Source organism: Thiocystis violascens DSM 198 (genome assembly GCF_000227745.2).
Lineage (GTDB): Bacteria > Pseudomonadota > Gammaproteobacteria > Chromatiales > Chromatiaceae > Chromatium > Chromatium violascens.
The window spans coordinates 3,646,669-3,666,756 of record NC_018012.1; the positions used below are offsets into that span (position 1 = coordinate 3,646,669).

Consider the following 20,088-nt stretch of genomic DNA (forward strand, 5'->3'; position numbering starts at 1 on the left):
CAGGAGCGATTCCAGATCGCTTGCGCGCAGTTCCAGCTGCGTTCGGTTGGGCATCCGCACCCGGCCAACCCCGCTGCCAGCGTAAGCGGTCTCTACGCGGCGTCCTTGCTCAGGAGCGCAGGTGATGCAAGTCAGAGCGCAGCGGGTTGTGCGCGGAAGTGCTGCTTCCACAGCCGCAGGATGAGCAAGTGGACCTCGGAGGCGCGATGGCGGTCGATGCGCTGGAGCAGGTCGACGAGGTCGTCGTAGGGGGCAATGTCGTGCAGGCGGCAGGTGACGATGAGGCTTTGCAGGGTGGCCACCGCCTCGGCGCCGACCTCGGTCAAACAGAACATCCAGTTCTTCCGACCCAAGGGGATCGGCCGCAGATCACCAGCCAGCTTCCGGTTGACCATTGGCACGACTTGATCGGGGATCCCACTCTCGCCGACGCGATCCTCGATCGTCTGGTCCACAACGCCGACCGGATCACCCTCAACGGCGAGTCGATGCGCAAACGCCACGCCCGGACGTTGACGCCGGCCGGATCCGCCGCGTACCAATGACCCGCCTGCGTCGCTTCGCTCCGACTGCCCCGGTCGAATCGCCGTGGAACGGGTGGCCGAATGCCGCTGGAATCGCCGGCCGGATGTTGCTGCAACAGGTGGCCGAATGGCGTGGAATGCGCATTTGCGCGCGAAAAATGATGTTCGCGCCGCTCATCACCTATCACATTCTGGCAAACTGCCGCTCAGTCGATGTTGAGGTGATTGAGGATCATGGGAAGCGTCAAACGATTGGCTGATGAAGTGGCGTGCGGGCTGCGCGAGGTGCACCCGCGTCTGCGCAAGACGGTGGTGAGCAAGCTGGCGTTGGCGGTCGGGGCGATGATCGAAGGCCAAACCCCGAACACGGTGGAGTTGGCCAATCTGCTGCCCTTGGACACCGAGCGGCAGGACATGCGCGAGCAATGGCTGAGGCGTTTGCTGAAGAATCCGCGGTTGGGTCCGGGAATGGTGATTGAGCCCTTTGCACGAGCGGAGTTGGCGAAGGCGGCCAGCCATGGTCAGACGGTGTTGTTGAGCCTGGACCAAACCGATTTGGGTGATCGGATGGCGCTGCTGATGGTGGCGTTGCGGGTGGGTGATCGCGCGATACCGCTGGCGTGGCGGGCTGAGGAAGGGGCGGCCAATCTCGGCTTCGCGGGCCAGCAGGTGGTGTTGGAGCCGCTCCTGGCCTGGCTGCCGTCCGGGGCGCGCGTGCTGCTATCGGCGGACCGGTTCTATCCGTCGGCGGGCCTGTTCGGGTGGCTCCAAGCCCGGGGCTGGAGCGACCGGCTGCGCCTGAAGAGCAACGTGCTAACGGATACCGGGCAGGGCGATGAGACGACGACGGGCGCGTTGGCACACGGGGTGACGGAACGTTACTTCACCGGTGTGCGCCTGTTTGCGCAGGGGGTGATCACGAACCTCGGGATCCTGCACGAGGATGGCCACCCCGAGCCGTGGATCATTGCCATGGACGCCGCCCCGACACGGGCAAGCGTGCTTGACGACGCTGCTCGCTGGGCCATCGAACCGATGTTCTCCGACGTCAAGGGCCGGGGCTTCGACTTGGAGGATTCGCAACTCCAGCATGCCGAGCGTTTGGAGCGACTGGTGCTCATCATGGCCTTGGCCATGTACTGGTGTGTTCGCGCCGGCCGAGACGAGGGGCTGAACGATCCGACACCACTCGAAAAAAAGTCCAGGCGCAGAACGACCCCGCGCATTGGAGCTTCAGGAAACTCTATCGTAGCCTGGTCTCGTGGTTCACGCGCGGCCTGCGCCGTCTGAAGCGGTGCCTTCAAAACGACCTCCCGTTGCCCGCTTTTCATGCCCGTGAGTAACTGATAGGTGATGAGGTTCGCGCCGTTCAGGCGGCGACGTAAGTTCGCGTTTGCTGTCTGAACATGCGGTTTAACTATCGGCCCGGATCCGCTCACCCCAGACCTGCGCTGCCGCAATCGCCTCAACCGGGTCCAGGCGCGTCGGCATGCCATCGCGGATTACCTGTCGACCCTGGATCCAAACCTGGCGAACCTGATGCCGACCCGCCGCGTAGACCAACTGGGATATCGGGCGGTAGAGTGGTTGGGTATGGGCGTCGCGTAGGTCCAGGGCCACGAGATCGGCGGATTTTCCAGGCTCCAGCGAACCGATTTCATCCTCAAGCCCTAGTGCGCGCGCACCCTGAATGGTGGCCATGCGTAACGCGGTTGCCGCCGGGATCGCCGAGGCCGAACCAGCGACGCCTTTCCCGAGCAGGGCCGCAGTGCGCATCTCTCCGAGCAGATCTAGATCGTTGTTGCTGGCCGCGCCGTCCGTGCCAAGGGCGACGTTGACGCCCGCCGCCAGCAGTTTGGCGACGGGGCAGAAACCGCTCGCGAGCTTGAGATTCGATTCCGGGCAGTGGACGACGTGAGCGCCGGCACTCGCCAGTCTCGCGATTTCCGTGTCATCGAGTTGAGTCATGTGGACCGCGATCAGGCCTGGTCCGACGAGTCCCAACCGATCGAGCCGCTTGATCGGGCGCTCTCCATGGTCGCGCAATGACTGGACGATTTCGTCGCGGGTTTCTTGGAGGTGGAGATGGACCGGCACCTCTAGCTCGTCGGCGAGGGTGCGGATGCGGCGCAGGGGGACATCGGAGACGGCATAGGGCGAATGCGGCGCGAAAGCGATCCGAATCAGCGGATGGTCGCGATAGCGATCCTGAAACGCCAGCCCACGGGTGATGCAGTCGTCCGCGTCGGCGGCATAGCCGATGGGCGAGTCCAGTACGATCATCCCGATGACGGCGCGCATCCCGGCCTCCGCGGTCACCTGGGCGGCGACGTCGGGATGGAAATACATGTCGTTGTAGCAGGTCACGCCGCCACGCAGCATTTCCAGCACCGCCAGCCGGGTACCGTCCCTGACAAAGCTCGGATCGATCCAGCGGCGCTCCGTGGGCCAGATGTGCTGGTGTAGCCAGGTCATCAAGGGCATGTCGTCCGCGAAGCCGCGCATCAGGGTCATGGCCGCATGGGTATGCGCGTTGACCAGACCTGGTATCAGGAGATGCCCCTCCAGTTCGATCACCCGCTCCGCCTGAATGGAGCGACGCGCCTCATCCGATGGCAGCAGGGCCAGGATGCGCCCGTCGGCAATCGCCAGGGCATGATCGGTCAGTTGCCGATTCTCGGAATCCACGGGCAGCACCCATTGAGAATGGATCAACAGTTCGGCTTGCATCGCTCGATCCTTTGGTTGTGGCGTCGAATAAGAGAGAATGGCGCTCAACTTGCCACATGGAGCCATCGATGAACACCACCAAGCCCACCCTTCCCACGCCCGACGATGCCGCGCTCTGGTACGAGGATCGACTCTACCTGGCCGATCAGCGCGTGCTGCCCGAACGTGCGGAGTTTCTCTCATACCAGCAGGCGCCCGAGGTTGCGGAGGCGATTCGCGCGATGGTCGTCCGAGGCGCCCCCGCGATCGGGGTGACCGCGGCCTATGGTGTGGTCCTGGCCGGCCGTGCCGCCCATGCGACGGCCGGCGTCGGCTGGAAGACGGCGATCGAGGCGGATCTGGAGCGCCTCGCCGCCTCGCGACCGACTGCCGTCAATCTGTTCTGGGCGATCCGTCGCATGCGCGCGCTGATCGAGCGTCTTGACACGACCGATCCGACTCCGGCGCTCTTGCGCGAGGCGCTGGCGATTCACGAGGAGGATCGGGCCGCGAACCACCGTATGGGCGATCTGGGGGCCGAACTGATCGAAGGTCCGACCGACATCGTCACCCATTGCAACGCGGGCGCCATCGCCACCGGCGGTTATGGCACCGCGCTGGGCGTGGTGCGTAGCGCCTTCGCGGCGGGGAAAATCCGGCGCGTCTACGCCGACGAGACCCGACCCTGGATGCAGGGCGCGCGTCTCACGGCCTGGGAGCTGATGCATGACGGCATTCCCGTCACCCTCCAGGCGGACGGCGCCGCGGCCAGTCTGATGGCGGGCGGCTCGGTCGGCTGGGTCATCGTCGGTTCGGATCGCATCGCCGCCAATGGCGACGTGGCGAACAAGATCGGCACCTACGGGTTGGCGGTTCTAGCCCGCTATCACGGGATCAAGGTCATGGTCGCCGCGCCGACCTCGACGGTGGATATGGAAGTGGCCTCCGGCGCCGAGATCCCGATCGAGGAACGCGATTCCGACGAGTTGCTGAGCTGCGGTGGACGGCGTCTCGCACCGGCGGGTTGCGTGGCCCGCAATCCGGTCTTCGACGTGACGCCCGCCGCGCTGGTCGACGCCATCGTGACCGAGCGCGGGGTGGTGTTGAATCCGACGACCGAGAAGATGCGGGCGCTGATGGATAGCTCGATGGGGGAGCGCTGAGGCGGGCGCAGTTGATTTTGTCCACGAAAAACACGAAATCCTCGAAAAAAATTTTCGTGTCTTTTCGTGCTTTTCGTGGATGACTCTGGTCGTTGATGCGGTCGCCTTTGAGACGGCATCAATGCGCATTTTCTCGGTTAATTGCGGTTTAAATGCGGCGGATCTTCCTCGCGCCCCGCCCAATCCAGCGCGAACTGCCAGGCGGTCCGTCCGCTGCGCGAGCCGCGCTGCAGCGCCCATTGCAGCGCGTCGCGTTCGATCGGCTCCCAGGCCACGGCCGACCAGTCGATCGGGTCGTGATGGAGTCGGCGGAGCCAGTGACGGACGACGGTCAGATATTGCGCCTGACTGAAGGGATGAAAGGCGACCCAGAGACCGAAGCGGTCCGAGAGCGAGATCTTTTCCTCGACCGATTCGCCCTGATGCAACTCGCCATCGAGGATACGTGCCTCCCGGTTCTCGGCGTGGAATTCGGGCAGCAGATGGCGGCGGTTGGACGTGGCATAGATCAGCAGATTGTCCGGGGTGGCGGTGATCGAGCCGTCGAGCGCGGCCTTGAGCGCCTTGTAACCGGATTCGCTAGCCTCGAACGAGAGATCGTCGCAATAGAGAATGAAGCGCTCGGGGCGATTGCCGAGCAGTTCCAGAATGTCGGGCAGTTGGATCAGGTCGTCCTTATCGACTTCGATCAGGCGCAGCCCGGCGTAACGGTGGGCATTGAAAACGGCCTTGACGAGCGATGACTTGCCGGTACCGCGCGAGCCCCACAGCAGGACATTGTTCGCCCGGTTGCCCGCGAGAAACTGACGCGTATTGCGCTCGACTTCCTCCTTCTGTCGGTCCAGGCACAGCAGATCCTCAAGTGCGATCCGATGCGGCGCATGCACGGCCTGCAGCCAGCCGCGCGCGGCTTGCCGGCGCCAGCGAAAGGCGTGGGCCGACCAGTCCGGCGGAAGGCTGTCGGCCGGTAGCAGATGCTCCAGACGGTCAATAAGCGACGTTGCGCGGGCGATCAGGTGTTTGATTTTGGACATGGTGGATCGTGTTTACGGAAAGGATCAGCGCGGCGCATCCGCGCGTTTGGCCGCGCCCAGATAGGCCCGCGCGGCTGTCGCATCCAACTGGATCTGACGCCTGAGATCGTCGAAAGAGTCGAAACGCCGTTCGTCGCGGAGTTTGAGCCGAAATTCGACCTGGAGATGCCGCCCGTAGATGGTTTCGTCGAAGTCGAACAGATGCACCTCCAGCCGACAGCCCTGGCCGTCGACGGTGGGACGGGTGCCGATGTTGGCGACGCCGGCGCGCGGTTCGGGTCCAAGACCGTGCGCGACCACGGCATAAACGCCCCGCAGGGGGCTGAAACGGCGATGCAGATTCAGGTTGGCGGTGGGAAAGCCGATGGAATGTCCGCGCTTGTCGCCATGCGCCACGCGCCCCTCGATCCGATAGGGTCGCCCGAGCAGATGCTGGGCCTGCTCCAGATCGCCCCGTGCCAGCGCCTCGCGGACCCGCGTGCTGCTGATGCGCTCTTCGCCGTGGGTGATGGTGTGGAGATTCTCGACCGCGAACCCCGTGCCGCTCCGGGCCGCTTCTTCGCCCATCGCGCGCAGCATCCCATAGTCGCCCGCGCGGCCCTGCCCGAAGCGGAAATCGTCCCCGACCAGCAGAAACCGCACGCCGAGTCCGTCGATCAACAGGCGTTGCACGAAGGTCCGCGCATCCATGGCGGCGAGCCTGGGGCCGAATGCCAACAGCATCACCTGCTCGATCCCGTCGTTGCGGATGGCGTCCAGTTTCTCGCGTAGCCGCGTCAGACGCGCGGGCGCGGCGTCTGGGGCGAAGAATTCCAGCGGTTGCGGCTCGAAGGTGATCACGGTCGCCGGCAACGCCAGATCGCGTCCGCGGGCGATCAGTCGCTGAAAGACGGCGCGATGGCCCAGATGGACCCCATCGAAATTGCCGATGGTGGCGACACAGCCCCGATCAGCCGGTCGCAGGTTATGTAAGCCTCGAATCAGTCGCATGAAACTACCAAATCAATCGCCGCCTCAATGACCAACATGTGCCGGATGAGGGGGCAGTATACGCGGCAAGCGGCCTGTCACGCGTATCGCTCAACCGGCGCGCCATGGCCTCGCCAAAACCGCGTCCGGACTGGTCCACGTCGTTTGGTGCGAAGGTTCCGGACGCCTCGGCGCCAAACCTTGTCACCGCTGTCGGCATGGATGTTTCGCAAGACAAAAAACATTAGAGTGCAGGATCGAAACCGGCACCACGTCCAGGAGGATTTTATGTCGCTCGTGCGAGATATTCACCATGTCAGTCTGGTCGTTGCCGAGACTGCTCGGTCGCGACGTTTTTATGAGGGGGTGCTGGGTCTGGAGCCGCTTGCGGAACGACCAGAACTCCCCTTCCCTGGCATCTGGTTCGGGGTCGGGGCGCGACAGATTCATCTGCTGGAACTGCCGAATCCGGATCCGGTCGATGGCCGTCCCGCCCATGGCGGACGCGATCGGCACGCGGCGCTGCTGGTGTCGTCTCTGAACGAGTTGATCGCGCGTCTCGATGCCGAGGGAATTCCCTACACCCTAAGCCGCTCGGGACGGCGCGCGCTCTTTTGTCGCGATCCCGACGGCAACGCATTGGAATTTATTGAAGATGTTTAAGCAGGCGGCGCGCTGGAACACTCCGGGACAGCGCTTGGACGATTGGCCCAATCCCATGCCACCAGCGCGAAAGGTTGTGTCGGAAGGCTGCAAATGGGACGATAAGCAACTGAAACGCCGATAAAAGACAGACTACCTTCCCGATGTATTCAATTCCCCGTCCTTATTTGCTACCTGTAAGATCCGCGCGCGCGCGCGGATGGTGTTGACCCGTGGCCCTACCAAGTCGCCAATCCGCTTCCAGTGCGAGGAGGCGCCCATCTCCCCGCAAGCGTTTCCGTCTCGGCGGAGTTCTGTTGCTCTGGACGCTCTTGCTCGCGGCGGGGATCGGCGTGGCCGGCGTGCTCTATGGCGTCCATCTCGACCGCGTGGTGCGGGGCAAGTTCGAGGGTCAGCGCTGGGCGCTGCCGGCGCGGGTGTTCGCGCGTCCGCTCGAACTCTATGCCGGTCGCGCCTTGAGTCCGGACCAGTTTCAGGCCGAACTGGATCGTCTCAATTATCGCCAGGCCGCCGAACCTTCCAATCCGGGCACCTATCGTCGCGAGGGCGAGCACTTTCGGGTGCATACCCGGCCCTTCCGCTTCTGGGACGGTCAGGAACCAGGCCGGCAACTCGATATCCAGCTTGCCGACCAGCGGGTCGCGAGCCTGAAGGATACCGCTGGCGGTCCCGATCCGGCGCTGGTCCGGCTCGATGCCATGCTGATCGCCAGCATCTATCCGACGCACAACGAAGATCGCCTGCTGGTACGGGGCAAGGATCTCCCCCAGCTTTTGGTCAAGACCCTGATGGCGGTCGAGGATCGCAATTTCGACCGTCACTTCGGCGTGGATCCCAAGGGTATCCTGCGCGCCGCCTACAGCAACCTGCAGGCCGGTTCGGTGGTCGAGGGCGCCAGTACCCTGACCCAGCAGTTGGTCAAAAATTTCTATCTGAACGCCGACCGCACCTTCGAGCGCAAGCTCAAGGAAGCCTATATGGCGCTCCTGCTGGAGCGACGCTACAGCAAGGAGGAGATCCTGGAAGCCTATGCCAACGAGATCTATCTCGGTCAGGACGGCAGCCGCGCGATCCACGGATTCGCGCTCGCAAGCGCGTTTTTCTTCAATAAATCGCTGAGCGAGATTGGGATCCCGGAAACCGCGCTGCTGATCGGCTTGGTCCAGGCACCCTCCAGTCTGGATCCGCGACGTCATCCGCAAGCCGCTAAAACGCGCCGCGATCTAGTGCTGGATCTCATGGTCCGCGATGGCGTGATTCTGGCCGAGGACGCCGCGCAGGCCAAGCTGGCCCCACTAGGGCTGGCGGAGGGCGGCGGGCGTCCGGTCGGCGAGTATCCCGATTTCATCTCGCTGGTCAGGCGCCAATTGCAGCGCGACTATCGCGACGAGGATCTGCGTTCCGAGGGGCTGAATATCTTCACGACCCTGGATCCGCTGGTGCAGTCGACGGTCGAGCGATCGCTCCCGGTCCAATTGGCCGCGCTGGAAAAGTCCCGCCGTATGAAAGCCGGAACCCTGGAAACCGCGGCGGTGGTGACCTCGGTGGATCAGGGCGAGGTGCTGGCCGTGGCCGGGGGGCGCAAGCCGGGCTACGCGGGCTTCAACCGGGCGCTCGACACCGTCCGCTCGATCGGCTCGCTGGTCAAGCCGGCGGTTTATTTGACCGCTTTGTCGCAACCCCAGCGTTTCACCCTGACCACCAGCATTCAGGATACCCCGGTCAGTCTGCCCGACGGCAACAAACGCTGGGAGCCGAAAAACTACGACCGCCGGGTCAATGGCTCGGTGCCGCTCTCCGACGCGCTGGCCCGTTCGCTGAATCTGGCGACGGTGAATCTCGGGCTCAGTGTCGGGGTGAAAAAGGTTGCCGAGACGCTCTATCAGCTCGGGGTGCAGCGGAAGATCCGGGTCGTCCCCTCGCTGTTGCTGGGCTCGGTGTCCATGTCGCCGCTCGAAGTGGCGCAGATGTATCAGACCATCGCGGCGAGCGGCTATCGAGCGCCGCTGCGGGCGATTCGCGAGGTCGTGGATGCCCGGGGTCAGCCGCTGAACCGCTATCCGCTCGCGGTCGAGGCGGTGGTCGACCCCAAGGCCGCCTATCTCACCACCTGGGCCCTGCAGCGGGTGGTGACCCATGGAACCGCCCGCTGGCTGGGGGAAAAATTGCCGGAAGGCATGACGATGGCGGGCAAGACCGGCACCACCGACGACATGCGCGACAGTTGGTACGCCGGCTTTTCGGGCGACAAGGTTGCCGTGGTCTGGGTCGGCCGCGACGACTATCAGCCCATGGGGCTCGCCGGCGGCACCGGCGCGTTGCGGGTGTGGGGCGATTTCATGCTGGCGCTGCCCAATGAGCCGCTGTCCGAGTTCCCGCCCGATGGCGTCGTGATCGCGAATGCCTGCGGGCGTTCGAATGTGCCCTACATCGGCGACAGCGCATCCCGCTGCGGCAGCAACGGTGGCGGAAACGCCAGCAAGCGACCCGGTCAGGGTGGTGGCGCTGGCGCGGAGACGGCCGCTCAAACCGTCGAGGAACCAGTCGCCGAGCGTGAGCCGCCGCCCCCCGCGCCAACGCCAAAACCGCCTCAGCCAGCGAGCGGCAAAAATCTGTTCATGAGCGATTTTTACAATTAAACCGCACCCAGCGCGGTCTACGATGTTTTTGGATTGGAGCAACCTCGGCAGCATCGGCGACTGTCGGAGTGGGCGCGGTTTAAGACGACATGACATTCACTTTGCGATCAAGAACCATGATGGATATATCGACCAGACTGCCGACGATTCTGATGGCCGCGGTTGGCTTGACTGCCTGCGCCATGGAACCCCGCGAGGGACCGCCCGCACCGGTGGTTCAGGTAGCGCCACGTTTGCCGGCGGAACCGGTCGCAGCACCCGCGCCCGAGACAATCCGCCAGACCGCGCCGACACCAAAACCCGCCGCGCCGGTCAAAGCCAAAACCACGCTGTACGCCTACCGGGATCCCGGCGCGCCACCCGAGCCCGAGCCGGCTGACCCGCCAGCATCCGATCCGACGCCAGCAGCCCCCGCAGTCGGGGCTGCGCCCGTCAAGCCCGCCGCACCCAGGACGGTCCAGGGTGCGCCAACGCCGACGCCAGACGCGAAGCCCGCACCGGCCAAACCCGCCGTGCCAGCCAAACCGGCGACCCCATCGATTGCGCGGACCGCGCCAAAACCACCCGAAGCCGCGCCGTCCGCCCCCAGAAAGCCCATTCCGACTCCGCCAGCGACACCGGCCCCCGCGCCGACCGTGGCGAAGGCCGAACCTGCGCCCAGGCCGACGCCAACCCCCGCGCCAACGGTGGCGAAGGTCGAGCCCGCGCCGCCGAGAGTCGCCCCGCCAGCGCCGGAGCAACCGACGGTCAAGGCGACTCCGCCCGCGCCCGCCGCTCCGCCCATCGCCGCGCCGAGCCTGCCGCCAGCCGCGCAGGCGCTGGCCAGTCAGGCGGAACAGCAGCGTCAGTCCGGCGACTATGCCGGCGCAGCCGCCTCGCTGGAACGTTCGCTGCGGATCGCCCCGCGCGAGGCCTATCTCTGGAATCGTCTCGCGCGGGTGCGCATGGAGCAGGGGCAGGGCAGTCAGGCGGGGAATCTCGCGGCGCGTTCCAACGATCTGGCGGGCGCGAACGCCGTCGTCAAGAAGGATAACTGGCGCATTATCGCCGAATCCAAGCGCCGCGCCGGCGATACCTCGGGGGCCGCCGAGGCGGATCGCCGCGCGGGCGCGGATTGACCGGCCCCATGGCGGTTCGGTCCCCGATGTTTGCGCCCCGTGTCTGATCTGTCACCGATTTTTGGCCCCGACGGGGTGCTCGCCGAACGGGTGCCCGGCTTCCGCTACCGGGCGCAGCAGCAGGCGATGGCCGAGCGGATCGCCGCCATTATGGACACTGGCGGCGTCCTGATCTGCGAGGCCGGCACCGGCACCGGCAAGACCTTCGCGTATCTGGCCCCGGCGCTGCTGTCCCGACGCAAGGTGCTGATCTCCACCGGCACGCGCAATCTTCAGGATCAGTTGTTTCATCGCGATCTGCCGTTGATCCGGGAGGCGCTCGGCCTGCCGGTATCGAGCGCGCTGCTGAAAGGCCGCGCCAATTATCTCTGCCGTCATCGGCTCCATCTGCTGCTGGATGACCCCGGCCACCTCTCCCCCGAACTGCGTCACCATCTCCAGCAGGTGCGCGACTGGTCCACGTCCACCCGGCGTGGCGACATCGCCGAGTTGCCGCTCCCCGAGGATGCCCCGATCTGGCCCGAGGTCACCTCGACCAGCGACAACTGTCTCGGTCAGGACTGCCCGGACTGGCAGGGCTGCCATCTGGTCGCCGCCCGCCGCGAGGCCCAGGCGGCCGATGTAGTGGTCGTCAATCATCATCTGCTGTGCGCCGATCTGGCGCTCAAGGACGAGGGGTTCGGCGAGATTCTGCCGGGCGCCGACTGCTTCGTGATCGACGAGGCGCACCAGCTTCCCGACACCGCGTCGAACTTCTTCGGTATCTCGCTCAGTAGCCGTCAACTGTTGGATCTGGCGCGCGACACCGAACTCGAAGCGCGCCGCGAGGCGGGCGATGTCCCGGAACTGCCCGAGCGCGCCGGCAAACTGCGCCGCGCGGTGCAGGATGCGCGGCTCGGGTTGGGCGATGCGGATCGCCGCGGTCCCTGGCGCGAATTCGCCGGCGATCCGGGCGTTCAGCGGGCGCTGGAAACGCTCGAACGCCGCTTGTCTTCATTGGCCGAGGCGCTCAAGGCGATGTCGGGCCGGGGCAAGGGACTGGATGCCTGCCTGGCGCGGGCCGGGGATCAGCGGGAGCGTCTGCATACCCTGGTGGCCAGCGAGCCCGAGGACGCCGTGCGCTGGTTCGAGACCCTGGGGCGCGGTTTCCGGCTGCATCAGACTCCGCTGGAGGTTGCCGAGGTCTTTCGCGAGCAGATCGGCCAGGAGCGCACCGCCTGGATCTTCACCTCGGCCACCCTCGCGGTCGGCCACGATTTCGGGCATTTCGCCCGCCAGCTCGGCATCGAGGAGGCCCAGACCGAACGCTGGGAAAGCCCCTTCGACTACCCCAATCAGGCGCTCTGGTTCGTCCCGCGCGGTCTGCCGCCGCCGTCCGATCCCGACTATAACCGGCAGGTGCTCGAACTGGCCCAGGAGGTGATCGGCTACAGCCGTGGGCGCGCCTTTCTGCTCTTCACCAGTCACCGCGCGCTGCGCGAACTGGCCGCCGGGCTGGAGGGCCGGATCGACTATCCGCTGCTGATCCAGGGCAGCGCGCCACGCGCCGAGCTGCTGGAACGCTTTCGCGAACTCGGCAACGCGGTTCTGCTCGGTACCTCAAGCTTTTGGGAAGGCGTCGACGTGCGCGGCGAGGCGCTGTCCTGTGTCCTGATCGACCGTCTGCCGTTCGCCTCGCCGGGCGATCCGGTGCTGGCCGCGCGCATCGACGCGCTGCGCCAGCGCGGCGGCAATCCCTTCCGCGACTATCAATTGCCGCAGGCCGTGATCGCGCTCAAGCAGGGCGCCGGGCGTCTGATTCGCGGCAGCGAAGATCGCGGCGTGCTGGTCGTCTGCGATCCGCGCCTCCTGTCGCGCTCCTATGGCTATACCTTTCTTGACAGCCTGCCGGCGATGGCCCGTACCCGCCAGATCGAGGATGTCCGGGCGTTTTTTGGCGCGGGGACGGATGCCGGCGGATGAGTTGTTTCAACTGAGTCAGGCCACGATAGAATTTTCAAATAAATTGATAAAACGCAATCGTCAGAGCCGATGCGGCCCATCAATCTAAACGATTTTATGTGGTTATTTGATATCGCTAATCTACACGCACTCCTGAACGAGGCCATCCACCGAACATCACTGACACACTTGGAGCATTCGCATGACTAACGAATCCAACGTCGCCCCCGCCATGCCGCGTCTCAACGAAGCCGCGCCAGCGTTCGATGCGCCCACCACCCATGGCCGCAAGACCCTGGAAGACTATCGCGGAAAGTGGCTGGTGCTTTTCTCGCACCCGGCCGATTTCACCCCCGTGTGCACCACCGAGTTTATGGGTTTTGCGCGTCGGCACGCGGATTTTCAGGCGATCGATTGCGACCTTCTGGGACTATCGATCGACAGTCATTACAGCCACGTTGCCTGGGTGCGCAACATCAAGGAAAAATTCGACGTCGAAATCGGCTTCCCGATCATCGCCGATCTGTCGATGCAGGTCGCCAAGGCTTACGGGATGATCCAGCCAGGCGCGAGCGACACCTCCGCAGTCCGGGCGACCTTTGTGATCGACCCCAATGGCGTGCTGCGGGCCATGCTCTACTACCCGATGAGCAACGGTCGCTCCATCGACGAGATTCTGCGTCTGGTCAAGGCCATGCAGACCTCCGAAACGCATAAGGTCGCGACCCCCGAGAACTGGCAGCCGGGCGACAAGGTTATCGTCCCGCCGCCGGGCACCGTGGCAGAGGCCAACGCACGGGTCGCCGCTGGCGAGCACGAATGCGTGGACTGGTACTTCTGCAAGAAGTCGCTCTAAACGGACGCGATTCGACCTGATGAGGGAAAGCCCCGGCCCAGGCCGGGGCTTTTTTGCGCATGGAGGTGCTTCAGTCGAGTTCACAACCCCAACTCGCGCCACCGTGTCCGAATGCGTTTGACCGAGACTGGAACGGCGGTCCCGAGCTGCTGGGCGAAGAGCGCGACGCGCAGTTCCTCCAGCAGCCAGCGAATCTCGTCCAGGCGCGGATCCGCGTCGGCGTCGCTCAGGGTGCGCTGACGCTCCGCCACGCGCTTGCGCCAGCTTGACTGGATCTCGTCCATGTCGGCCATCCATTGCCGGTCCCTGTCGGGGGCATACGTCAGGCGTCCCAGCCGCTGATCGATCGCCTTGAGATAGCGCGGATAGTCCTTGAGATGCGCGAAAGGGACGCGCTGCGGGAAGCCGCGAAAGATCAGCGCGTCCAGTTGCGCCTGGATGTCCAGTACGGAGGGCATCCAGTTGACCTGGGTGATACTGGCGAGACGCTGGCGCAGATCCTGATAGGCCGCGAGGATGCCGCCGATCAGCTTGCACACCTCGGTCACGGTGGGAAAGAGGCGATCCTTGCGCTCGGCCAAGCGCTGTTCAAAGACCGCTTGAGTGCGGATGGGCGGCAGCCCTTCGAGGAAGGTCAAGTCAAGGATGAGCGCGATCAGTTCGTCGGCCAGATCCGGCTCCTTGTTCGGCTGGCCCTTGGTCGGGCTTCCGGGCCCCAGCGCCGGCGATCCGTCGCGATTTTTCGCGTTGGGTGCCCTGGCATATTGCAGTCGCATCCGATCCAGATCCGTCAGTTGCCGGCGCACCTGGCGCAGATCGGCCCCGAGATGCAGCATGACGAGTCGCCGCAGTCCAGCGCGCTGCGCCGCCGCGGCGCTCTCCGCCGAATCCAGAATCCGAATGGCGACACGGTCGCCGCAGTCGACCAGCGCCGGATAGCCGCGCAGCCGGATGCCGGCGCGGGTCAGATCGACCTGTTCGGGCAGATCGCCGAAGGTCCAGCGGGTGATGTCTTCGCGTTCGAGCGGGCTGGATGACTGCTGGCTAAAACCCTGCCGACCCTGGCCGCCGAACTGGCGCTTGAGCTGAATCGGATCGTCGCCGACCGCGAGCGGTTTACCAGTGTCGTCCACTAGCCGAATCTTCATGCGCAGGTGCTCGGGGATGACGGACGGATCCCAGGCATCCTCCGGCACCTGGATGCCGGTCATGGCCTTCAACGCCTCGGACAGCGCCTGGACCAGCGGTCGGTCGGACGGCTTCAGGCGTGCGACCAGCCGGGCAGCGGTGTCGGGGATGGGCACGAAGGTCTTGCGGAGTTGTTTGGGCAGTCCGCGCAGCAGGGCGACGATGCGTTCCTCGATCAGACCCGGCACCAGCCAGTCGAGCCGTTCGCTGGAGACCTGGTTGATGAGCGGCAGCGGGACGACGAGCGTGACGCCGTCGGCGGTGTCGCCGGGCTCGAAGCGGTATTCCAGAGGCAGCGCGGTGGCGCCGACGCGCAGGCTGTCGGGAAAGGATTGCTCGGTGACGTCCGCCGCCTCGTGGAGCATGAGGTCGGACATGCGCATGTGCAGGAGTTTTGGCTCCGCGCGCGTGGCCTGACGCAGCCACTTCTCGAACTGAGGGGTCGAGTAAATGCCCGTCGGCACGCGGTCGGCGTAGAAGGTGTAAATGGCCTCCTCGTCCACCAGGATGTCGCGCCGTCGCGACTTGGCCTCCAGGTGACGGACGTACTCGATCAACTCGCGATTGTGACGCCAGAAGGGCGCGCGGGTCTCGAAATCGCCCTCGGTCAGGGCAAAGCGCAGAAAGATCTCGCGCGCCTCGGCGGGATTGATGGGGCCATAGTTGACGCGCCGCTTCGGAACCAGCGTCACGCCAAACAGCGTGACCTTCTCGAAGGCCGCGACCTGACCGGACTTGGCCTGCCAGTGCGGTTCGGAATAGCTGCGCTGGAGCAGATGCCGGCCCGCGTCCTCGATCCAGCCCGGCTGGACCTGGGCCGCGATACGCCCGTACTGGCGCGTCGTCTCGACCCGCTCGGCGACCACCACCCATTTCGGCGGTTTGGCGAAGAGCGCGGAACTGGGATGAATGAAGAAGCGACCGTTGCGCGCGCCCTGAAACTCGCGCTCGGCCTCCCGGAAACCGATGTTGCCCAGCAGGCCGGTCAGCAGGGCGCGGTGGATTGCGACAGGGTCAAGGGGCAAGGGGCAAGGGGCAAGGGAAGACGCGCTTGCCTCGTGCTGGTTTGTTCCTTGTTTCTTGCTCCTCACCTCTTGCCCCTCGCCCCTTGTTCTTCCTTGCCCCTTGTCCCTTGCCCCTTGACCCTTTTCCGCCCCCTTCCCGATCTCCAACATCTGCTCGCGCAGTTGCGCATGGATGTCGCGCCACTCCTGGACCCGGTTCCAAGAGAGGAAATGGCGCTGGCAGAGTTTGATAAATTTATTTCGCGACAACTCGTGACGTTCCTTGTCGAGAAAGCGCCAGAGGTTGACGAAGGTGAGAAAATCCGACTCCGGATGACGGAAGGTGGCGTGGATTTCGTCGGCGGCCTGCTGTTTGTCGAGCGGACGCTCGCGCGGATCCTGCACGCTCAGCGCCGCCGCGATGATCAGCATCTCGCCCAGACAGTGATGATCCACGGCGGCGAGCAGCATGCGCCCGATGCGCGGGTCGACGGGGAGGCGTCCGAGCTGCTTGCCGAGCGTGGTCAGATCCCCTTTGGTATCAAGCGCGCCCAGTTCTTCCAGGGCGCGATAACCGTCCGTGACCAGCCGGGAATCGGGCGGGTCGACGAACGGAAAACGCTCGACGGCCCCGAAACCGAGCATCTTCATCTGCAGGATGACGGCGGCCAGGTTGGTGCGCGCGATCTCCGGCTCGGTGAAGTCGGCGCGGGACTCGAAATTGTCCTCGCGGTAGAGCCGGATGCAGACGCCCGAGGCGATGCGCCCGCAACGTCCCTTGCGCTGATTGGCCGATGCCTGCGAAATCCGCTCGACCGGCAGACGCTGGACCTTGGTGCGATGGCTGTAGCGGCTGATGCGCGCGAATCCGGGATCGATCACATAATGGATGCCGGGCACCGTGAGCGAGGTTTCGGCCACGTTGGTGGTCAAGATGACGCGGCGCGCGCTGTGCGGCTGAAAGATGCGCGCCTGTTCCCGCGGCCCCTGACGGGCGAACAGCGGTAGGATCTCGGTCGCGGGCGGGTGGTGCTTGCGCAGTGTCTCGGCGGTCTCGCGAATCTCGCGTTCGCCGGAGAGAAAGACCAGCACGTCGCCGCGCCCGACCATTGCCAGTTCGCAGACCGCATCCGAGATCGCCTGCTGCATGGCGTCGTCGCGCTCGCCGGCGTGTTCGTCGTCCGCTGGCGGACGGTAGCGGACCTCGACCGGCCAGGTGCGGCCCGAGATTTCGACGATGGGCGCGGGCTGGCCGTCGGGTTCGGCGAAATGGCTGGCAAACCGCTGCGGGTCGATGGTCGCCGAGGTGACGATCAGCTTGAGATCCGGGCGGCGCGGCAGGATGCCGCGCAGATAGCCGAGCAAAAAGTCGATGTTGAGACTGCGCTCATGGGCCTCGTCGATGATGAGCGTGTCGTACTCGGTGAGCAGGCGATCCTGCTGGATTTCGGCCAGCAGGATGCCGTCGGTCATCAGCTTGATGCAGGTTTCGGGACGGATTCGGTCATGAAAGCGCACCTTGTAGCCGACCAGACTGTTGATCGGATCGCCCCCGCGATCGGTCGCGCTCGCGCCGAGTTCCTGCGCGATTCGGCTGGCCAGGGTGCGCGCGGCGATCCGTCGCGGCTGGGTGTGCCCGATGCGTCCAGCCAGCCCGCGCCCCAATTCCAGACAGATTTTGGGTAGCTGAGTGGATTTGCCCGAGCCGGTCTCGCCGCACAGCACCACCACCTGATGACGAGCGATCAACTCGGCCACTTCGGCGCGGCGCTCGCTGACCGGCAGTTCCTCGGGATACTGGATTCTCGGCACCTGGGCCTTGCGTCGTTCCAGCAACGCCTGGGATTGCTGGATGTCCAGCCAGAGTTTGGCCAGACCCTGATCGAAGGGCTGGGCCGCGCTGGCGCGTTTGCGCAACCCGCGCAGACGCGACCGCAAGGACGGACGGTCTCGAATCAGGCAGCGATCAAGGTCTTGGTCGGACGGGAGTCGGAGTGAATTCAAGGCGGATCTGGTTTATCGAAGGAGCAAGGGTTCGGGTTATCTGGAAATGGCATTCGGGTCAGGCCACCCGACACCTAAACGCCCATGAAATCGTAGTCCATGACCCCGGTCGGCGGCTGTACATACGGCCCCTGGATGAAGTCGACGCCGGCGCCGAAGAGCCGTCCGATGGTGTCCGGTCCATCCACCCCGGTGGCGATCACCTTCGCCCCGCTGGATTTGACGGACCAAATCAGCCCCGCGAGGGCTTCCGCGTTCGGCCCTTGGACGGCGCGCCGGACGATCCGCGCAAAATGCGCTGGGATCGCCTGGAGGACGCGGCTGCTGCGCATATCGCGGTCGATGCCATTGAGACAGAGCCGGATTCCCAGGCGTCTGAGTTGATCGGATCTTCCGATCGCGAGTTCCAGATTGGCATCCGCCTCCGCGACTTCAAGCTGCACGATGGGTCTCTGACGGATCAGGTCGCGTTCGTTGATCTGGTCGCGTACCCACTCGACCCAATCCTCCGCCGCCACTCCCGCGAACGACTGATGGAGAAAGAGCTGGACCGGCTGACCGGCGCTCAGCCGCTCTCGCATGACATTCAGACCAGCGGTCAAGAGCCAGCGATCAAGGTCGGCGCCAGCATTCGCGCGCGCCAAGAGCGGAGCGAAATCGCTTGGAGCAAGCAATTCGCCATCGCTCAGGCAGATGCGCGGCGTCACCTCGTAGCGTTCCGCCTCGGTCCCGGTCAGCGCCACGATGGGCTCGAACAGCAACTGCAGGCGACCGGCCCGGATTGCCTGCACGACCGCTGACTGAAGCGCCAGGTCTTCCTCGTCCTGGTCCGCGCGGGCATCATGCCCGAGGTCGCGATGGCCGTGCCGCAAGGACAGACGCGCCGCCTTTCCGGCGCGCGAGAGTAGCGTGACCGAGTCATTGCAGCCGCCAACCAGGGGATACCAGCCGCCGCCCAGATCCGCGGCCATTCCATCATCCGCCAGTGCCTGTCCAACCTGATAGGTCAATGCCTGCGCGAACTCGGCCAGCGCCAGATGCGTGCCGCGACGAATCAGCACGGCAATCGCACGTTCGCCCACCCGTGCAGCCAGATCGCCTTCCTGGATGCGACCGGCGACCACCGCGGCCATTCGCTCCAGGGCTTGCGCATCGCCGTCCACTTCCAGATAGACCAGGCCGCGTTGTCCGGCCTGACGCGGATTGGCGCCCGGCGGTTGGTTTGGCCGCGCCAGGCCGATCAATTGATCGAGCCGCTTGAGCAGACGGTCGCGGGTCGCCAGACCCGTCGAACGGTCGATGGTCTCCGCTCCCGGCTGTCGGCGCGTCCGTTCCCTGGCCCGGAGAAGACGTTGTTGCACGCGCTCCACGAGGCGGTCGGGCGCGACCGGTTTGGCGAGGAAGTCGTCGCCACCGATCCGCAGTGCCGCGATCTGTTGTTCCGGATCTAGCTCCGAAGACAGAAAAATAATCGGCAGATCCGCGAAACGCTCTTCATCGCGGATGATACCGGTGAGTTCGATCCCGGACGCGCCCGGCATGTGCAGGTCCATCAGCACGAGATCCGGGGCAAAGCGATCCAGCGCCTGCATCACCTCCAGCGGATCGCAGACCCGTTCGGTGACCATCCCGGCACCCTGCAGAATCCGGGAGGCAAAGAGCGCGGCGACCGGTTGATCGTCGACGACCAGGATTCTATCGGGCTCCTTCCGCTGTGCGCCGAGCAGCCGCGCGAGGCGGTCGGCCAGTTCTCCGGTCTCTCGCGGGAACGGCAGATAGACCTCGGCACCCGCGCGCATGGCGGCGAGCCGGAAGCGGATATCCTCGCTGTGGGCCAGGACGACCAGGGGGCTCGCAGGCGAATGGCCAGCCAGGATACGCGCCGTCAGAGGGCCAAGCGCTTCTGGCTCGGAGACCGATCGCGTATCGAACAGCAGCAGCGCTGGCATCTCGCTCGCGCATCGCGCGATCGCCTCGGCTGGGGTCGCGCAGGATTCGCAGCGAATCGAGCGACGGTTCAGCGCCGCCTGCAGCGCGTCGGCGGCGTCCCGGTCCGGGGTCAGGAACAGGATCCTGCCGGCGGTCTCTGTCTCGCGAAGCCTTGGAGTCAGCATGTTTAGGTTCCATCCCGCCAGGTTGAGGATCTGGAGTTGTCTTTAAGACGATGTCCGGAAGACGTCTGGGTCAAATGTAATCCGTTCGTGGTGCCTTTGTCGAACCGTGAACCGCAACCTGTCATCCGTTCGAGGTGAGCCCTGCTGGGCGCAGCCGAAGGG

Annotated in this window: 13 protein-coding genes and 2 pseudogenes; 9 read left to right on the forward strand and 6 right to left on the reverse strand. The window is 65.1% G+C overall.

What is annotated here, in order from left to right:
- Positions 1-109: 109 nt before the first annotated feature.
- Positions 110-410 (reverse strand): annotated as a pseudogene (locus tag THIVI_RS23890) (transposase domain-containing protein); the annotation flags it as partial.
- Between THIVI_RS23890 and THIVI_RS23895 the strand changes: the two are divergent.
- The 3 genes and pseudogenes from THIVI_RS23895 to THIVI_RS16195 all read left to right on the forward strand — a co-directional run.
- A pseudogene (locus tag THIVI_RS23895) lies at positions 369-545 on the forward strand (ATP-binding protein); the annotation flags it as partial. The pseudogenes THIVI_RS23890 and THIVI_RS23895 overlap by 42 nt on opposite strands.
- Positions 542-784, forward strand: coding sequence for a hypothetical protein (locus THIVI_RS16190; protein WP_014779617.1), 243 nt, complete (start codon positions 542-544; stop codon positions 782-784). The pseudogene THIVI_RS23895 and the gene THIVI_RS16190, both read left to right, overlap by 4 nt.
- Positions 759-1,814 (forward strand): transposase, encoded by a 1,056-nt coding sequence (locus THIVI_RS16195; protein ID WP_014777014.1) that lies wholly within the window; start codon positions 759-761, stop codon positions 1,812-1,814. Before THIVI_RS16190 ends, THIVI_RS16195 begins: the two co-directional genes overlap by 26 nt.
- A gap of 123 nt (positions 1,815-1,937) precedes the next feature.
- Here the strand turns inward: THIVI_RS16195 and THIVI_RS16200 are convergent, their stop codons facing one another.
- Positions 1,938-3,254 (reverse strand): TRZ/ATZ family hydrolase, encoded by a 1,317-nt coding sequence (locus tag THIVI_RS16200; RefSeq protein ID WP_014779618.1) that lies wholly within the window; start codon positions 3,252-3,254, stop codon positions 1,938-1,940.
- 68 nt (positions 3,255-3,322) lie between these two features.
- Here THIVI_RS16200 and mtnA point away from each other — a divergent pair, with 68 nt between their 5' ends.
- A complete protein-coding gene (gene mtnA, locus THIVI_RS16205; protein WP_014779619.1) occupies positions 3,323-4,396 on the forward strand; it encodes an S-methyl-5-thioribose-1-phosphate isomerase in 1,074 nt (357 codons plus the stop codon).
- Positions 4,397-4,533: 137 nt separating this feature from the next.
- Here mtnA and THIVI_RS16210 read toward each other — a convergent pair whose 3' ends face one another.
- Both THIVI_RS16210 and ribF read right to left on the reverse strand, forming a co-directional pair.
- On the reverse strand, positions 4,534-5,430 hold the full coding sequence (locus tag THIVI_RS16210) for an ATP-binding protein (protein ID WP_014779620.1): 897 nt from the start codon (positions 5,428-5,430) through the stop codon (positions 4,534-4,536).
- A gap of 24 nt (positions 5,431-5,454) precedes the next feature.
- Positions 5,455-6,420, reverse strand: coding sequence for a bifunctional riboflavin kinase/FAD synthetase (gene ribF / locus THIVI_RS16215; RefSeq protein WP_014779621.1), 966 nt, complete (start codon positions 6,418-6,420; stop codon positions 5,455-5,457).
- A gap of 267 nt (positions 6,421-6,687) precedes the next feature.
- Here ribF and THIVI_RS16220 point away from each other — a divergent pair, with 267 nt between their 5' ends.
- From THIVI_RS16220 to THIVI_RS16240, 5 genes are all read left to right on the forward strand, one after another.
- A complete protein-coding gene (locus THIVI_RS16220; protein WP_014779622.1) occupies positions 6,688-7,062 on the forward strand; it encodes a VOC family protein in 375 nt (124 codons plus the stop codon).
- Positions 7,063-7,274: 212 nt separating this feature from the next.
- Positions 7,275-9,701, forward strand: coding sequence for a penicillin-binding protein 1B (gene mrcB / locus THIVI_RS16225; RefSeq protein ID WP_041447058.1), 2,427 nt, complete (start codon positions 7,275-7,277; stop codon positions 9,699-9,701).
- A gap of 116 nt (positions 9,702-9,817) precedes the next feature.
- Positions 9,818-10,819, forward strand: coding sequence for a tetratricopeptide repeat protein (locus THIVI_RS22940; RefSeq protein WP_014779624.1), 1,002 nt, complete (start codon positions 9,818-9,820; stop codon positions 10,817-10,819).
- 39 nt (positions 10,820-10,858) lie between these two features.
- Positions 10,859-12,781, forward strand: coding sequence for a DNA repair helicase YoaA (yoaA, locus tag THIVI_RS16235; protein ID WP_041447680.1), 1,923 nt, complete (start codon positions 10,859-10,861; stop codon positions 12,779-12,781).
- A 181-nt stretch (positions 12,782-12,962) separates the two neighbouring features.
- Positions 12,963-13,616 (forward strand): peroxiredoxin, encoded by a 654-nt coding sequence (locus THIVI_RS16240; RefSeq protein ID WP_014779626.1) that lies wholly within the window; start codon positions 12,963-12,965, stop codon positions 13,614-13,616.
- An 80-nt stretch (positions 13,617-13,696) separates the two neighbouring features.
- Here THIVI_RS16240 and hrpA read toward each other — a convergent pair whose 3' ends face one another.
- Positions 13,697-17,812 carry an ATP-dependent RNA helicase HrpA gene (gene hrpA, locus THIVI_RS16245; RefSeq protein WP_014779627.1) on the reverse strand — a complete coding sequence of 1,372 codons (4,116 nt, stop codon included), beginning with the start codon at positions 17,810-17,812 and terminating at the stop codon, positions 13,697-13,699.
- Between the two features lie 74 nt (positions 17,813-17,886).
- Positions 17,887-19,926: a response regulator gene (locus THIVI_RS16250; protein ID WP_014779628.1), complete on the reverse strand. Its 2,040-nt coding sequence runs from the start codon at positions 19,924-19,926 to the stop codon at positions 17,887-17,889.
- Positions 19,927-20,088 lie beyond the last annotated feature (162 nt).

Excerpts from the sequence above, each read along its gene's own strand:
- THIVI_RS16250 (WP_014779628.1), bottom strand. The coding sequence starts at position 19,926 with ATGCTGACTCCAAGGCTTCGCGAGACAGAGACCGCCGGCAGGATCCTG.
- ribF (WP_014779621.1), bottom strand. The coding sequence starts at position 6,420 with ATGCGACTGATTCGAGGCTTACATAACCTGCGACCGGCTGATCGGGGC.
- THIVI_RS16195 (WP_014777014.1), top strand. The coding sequence starts at position 759 with ATGGGAAGCGTCAAACGATTGGCTGATGAAGTGGCGTGCGGGCTGCGC.
- THIVI_RS16240 (WP_014779626.1), top strand. The coding sequence starts at position 12,963 with ATGACTAACGAATCCAACGTCGCCCCCGCCATGCCGCGTCTCAACGAA.
- THIVI_RS16190 (WP_014779617.1), top strand. The coding sequence starts at position 542 with ATGACCCGCCTGCGTCGCTTCGCTCCGACTGCCCCGGTCGAATCGCCG.
- THIVI_RS16220 (WP_014779622.1), top strand. The coding sequence starts at position 6,688 with ATGTCGCTCGTGCGAGATATTCACCATGTCAGTCTGGTCGTTGCCGAG.
- THIVI_RS22940 (WP_014779624.1), top strand. The coding sequence starts at position 9,818 with ATGATGGATATATCGACCAGACTGCCGACGATTCTGATGGCCGCGGTT.
- mtnA (WP_014779619.1), top strand. The coding sequence starts at position 3,323 with ATGAACACCACCAAGCCCACCCTTCCCACGCCCGACGATGCCGCGCTC.
- THIVI_RS16210 (WP_014779620.1), bottom strand. The coding sequence starts at position 5,430 with ATGTCCAAAATCAAACACCTGATCGCCCGCGCAACGTCGCTTATTGAC.
- THIVI_RS16200 (WP_014779618.1), bottom strand. The coding sequence starts at position 3,254 with ATGCAAGCCGAACTGTTGATCCATTCTCAATGGGTGCTGCCCGTGGAT.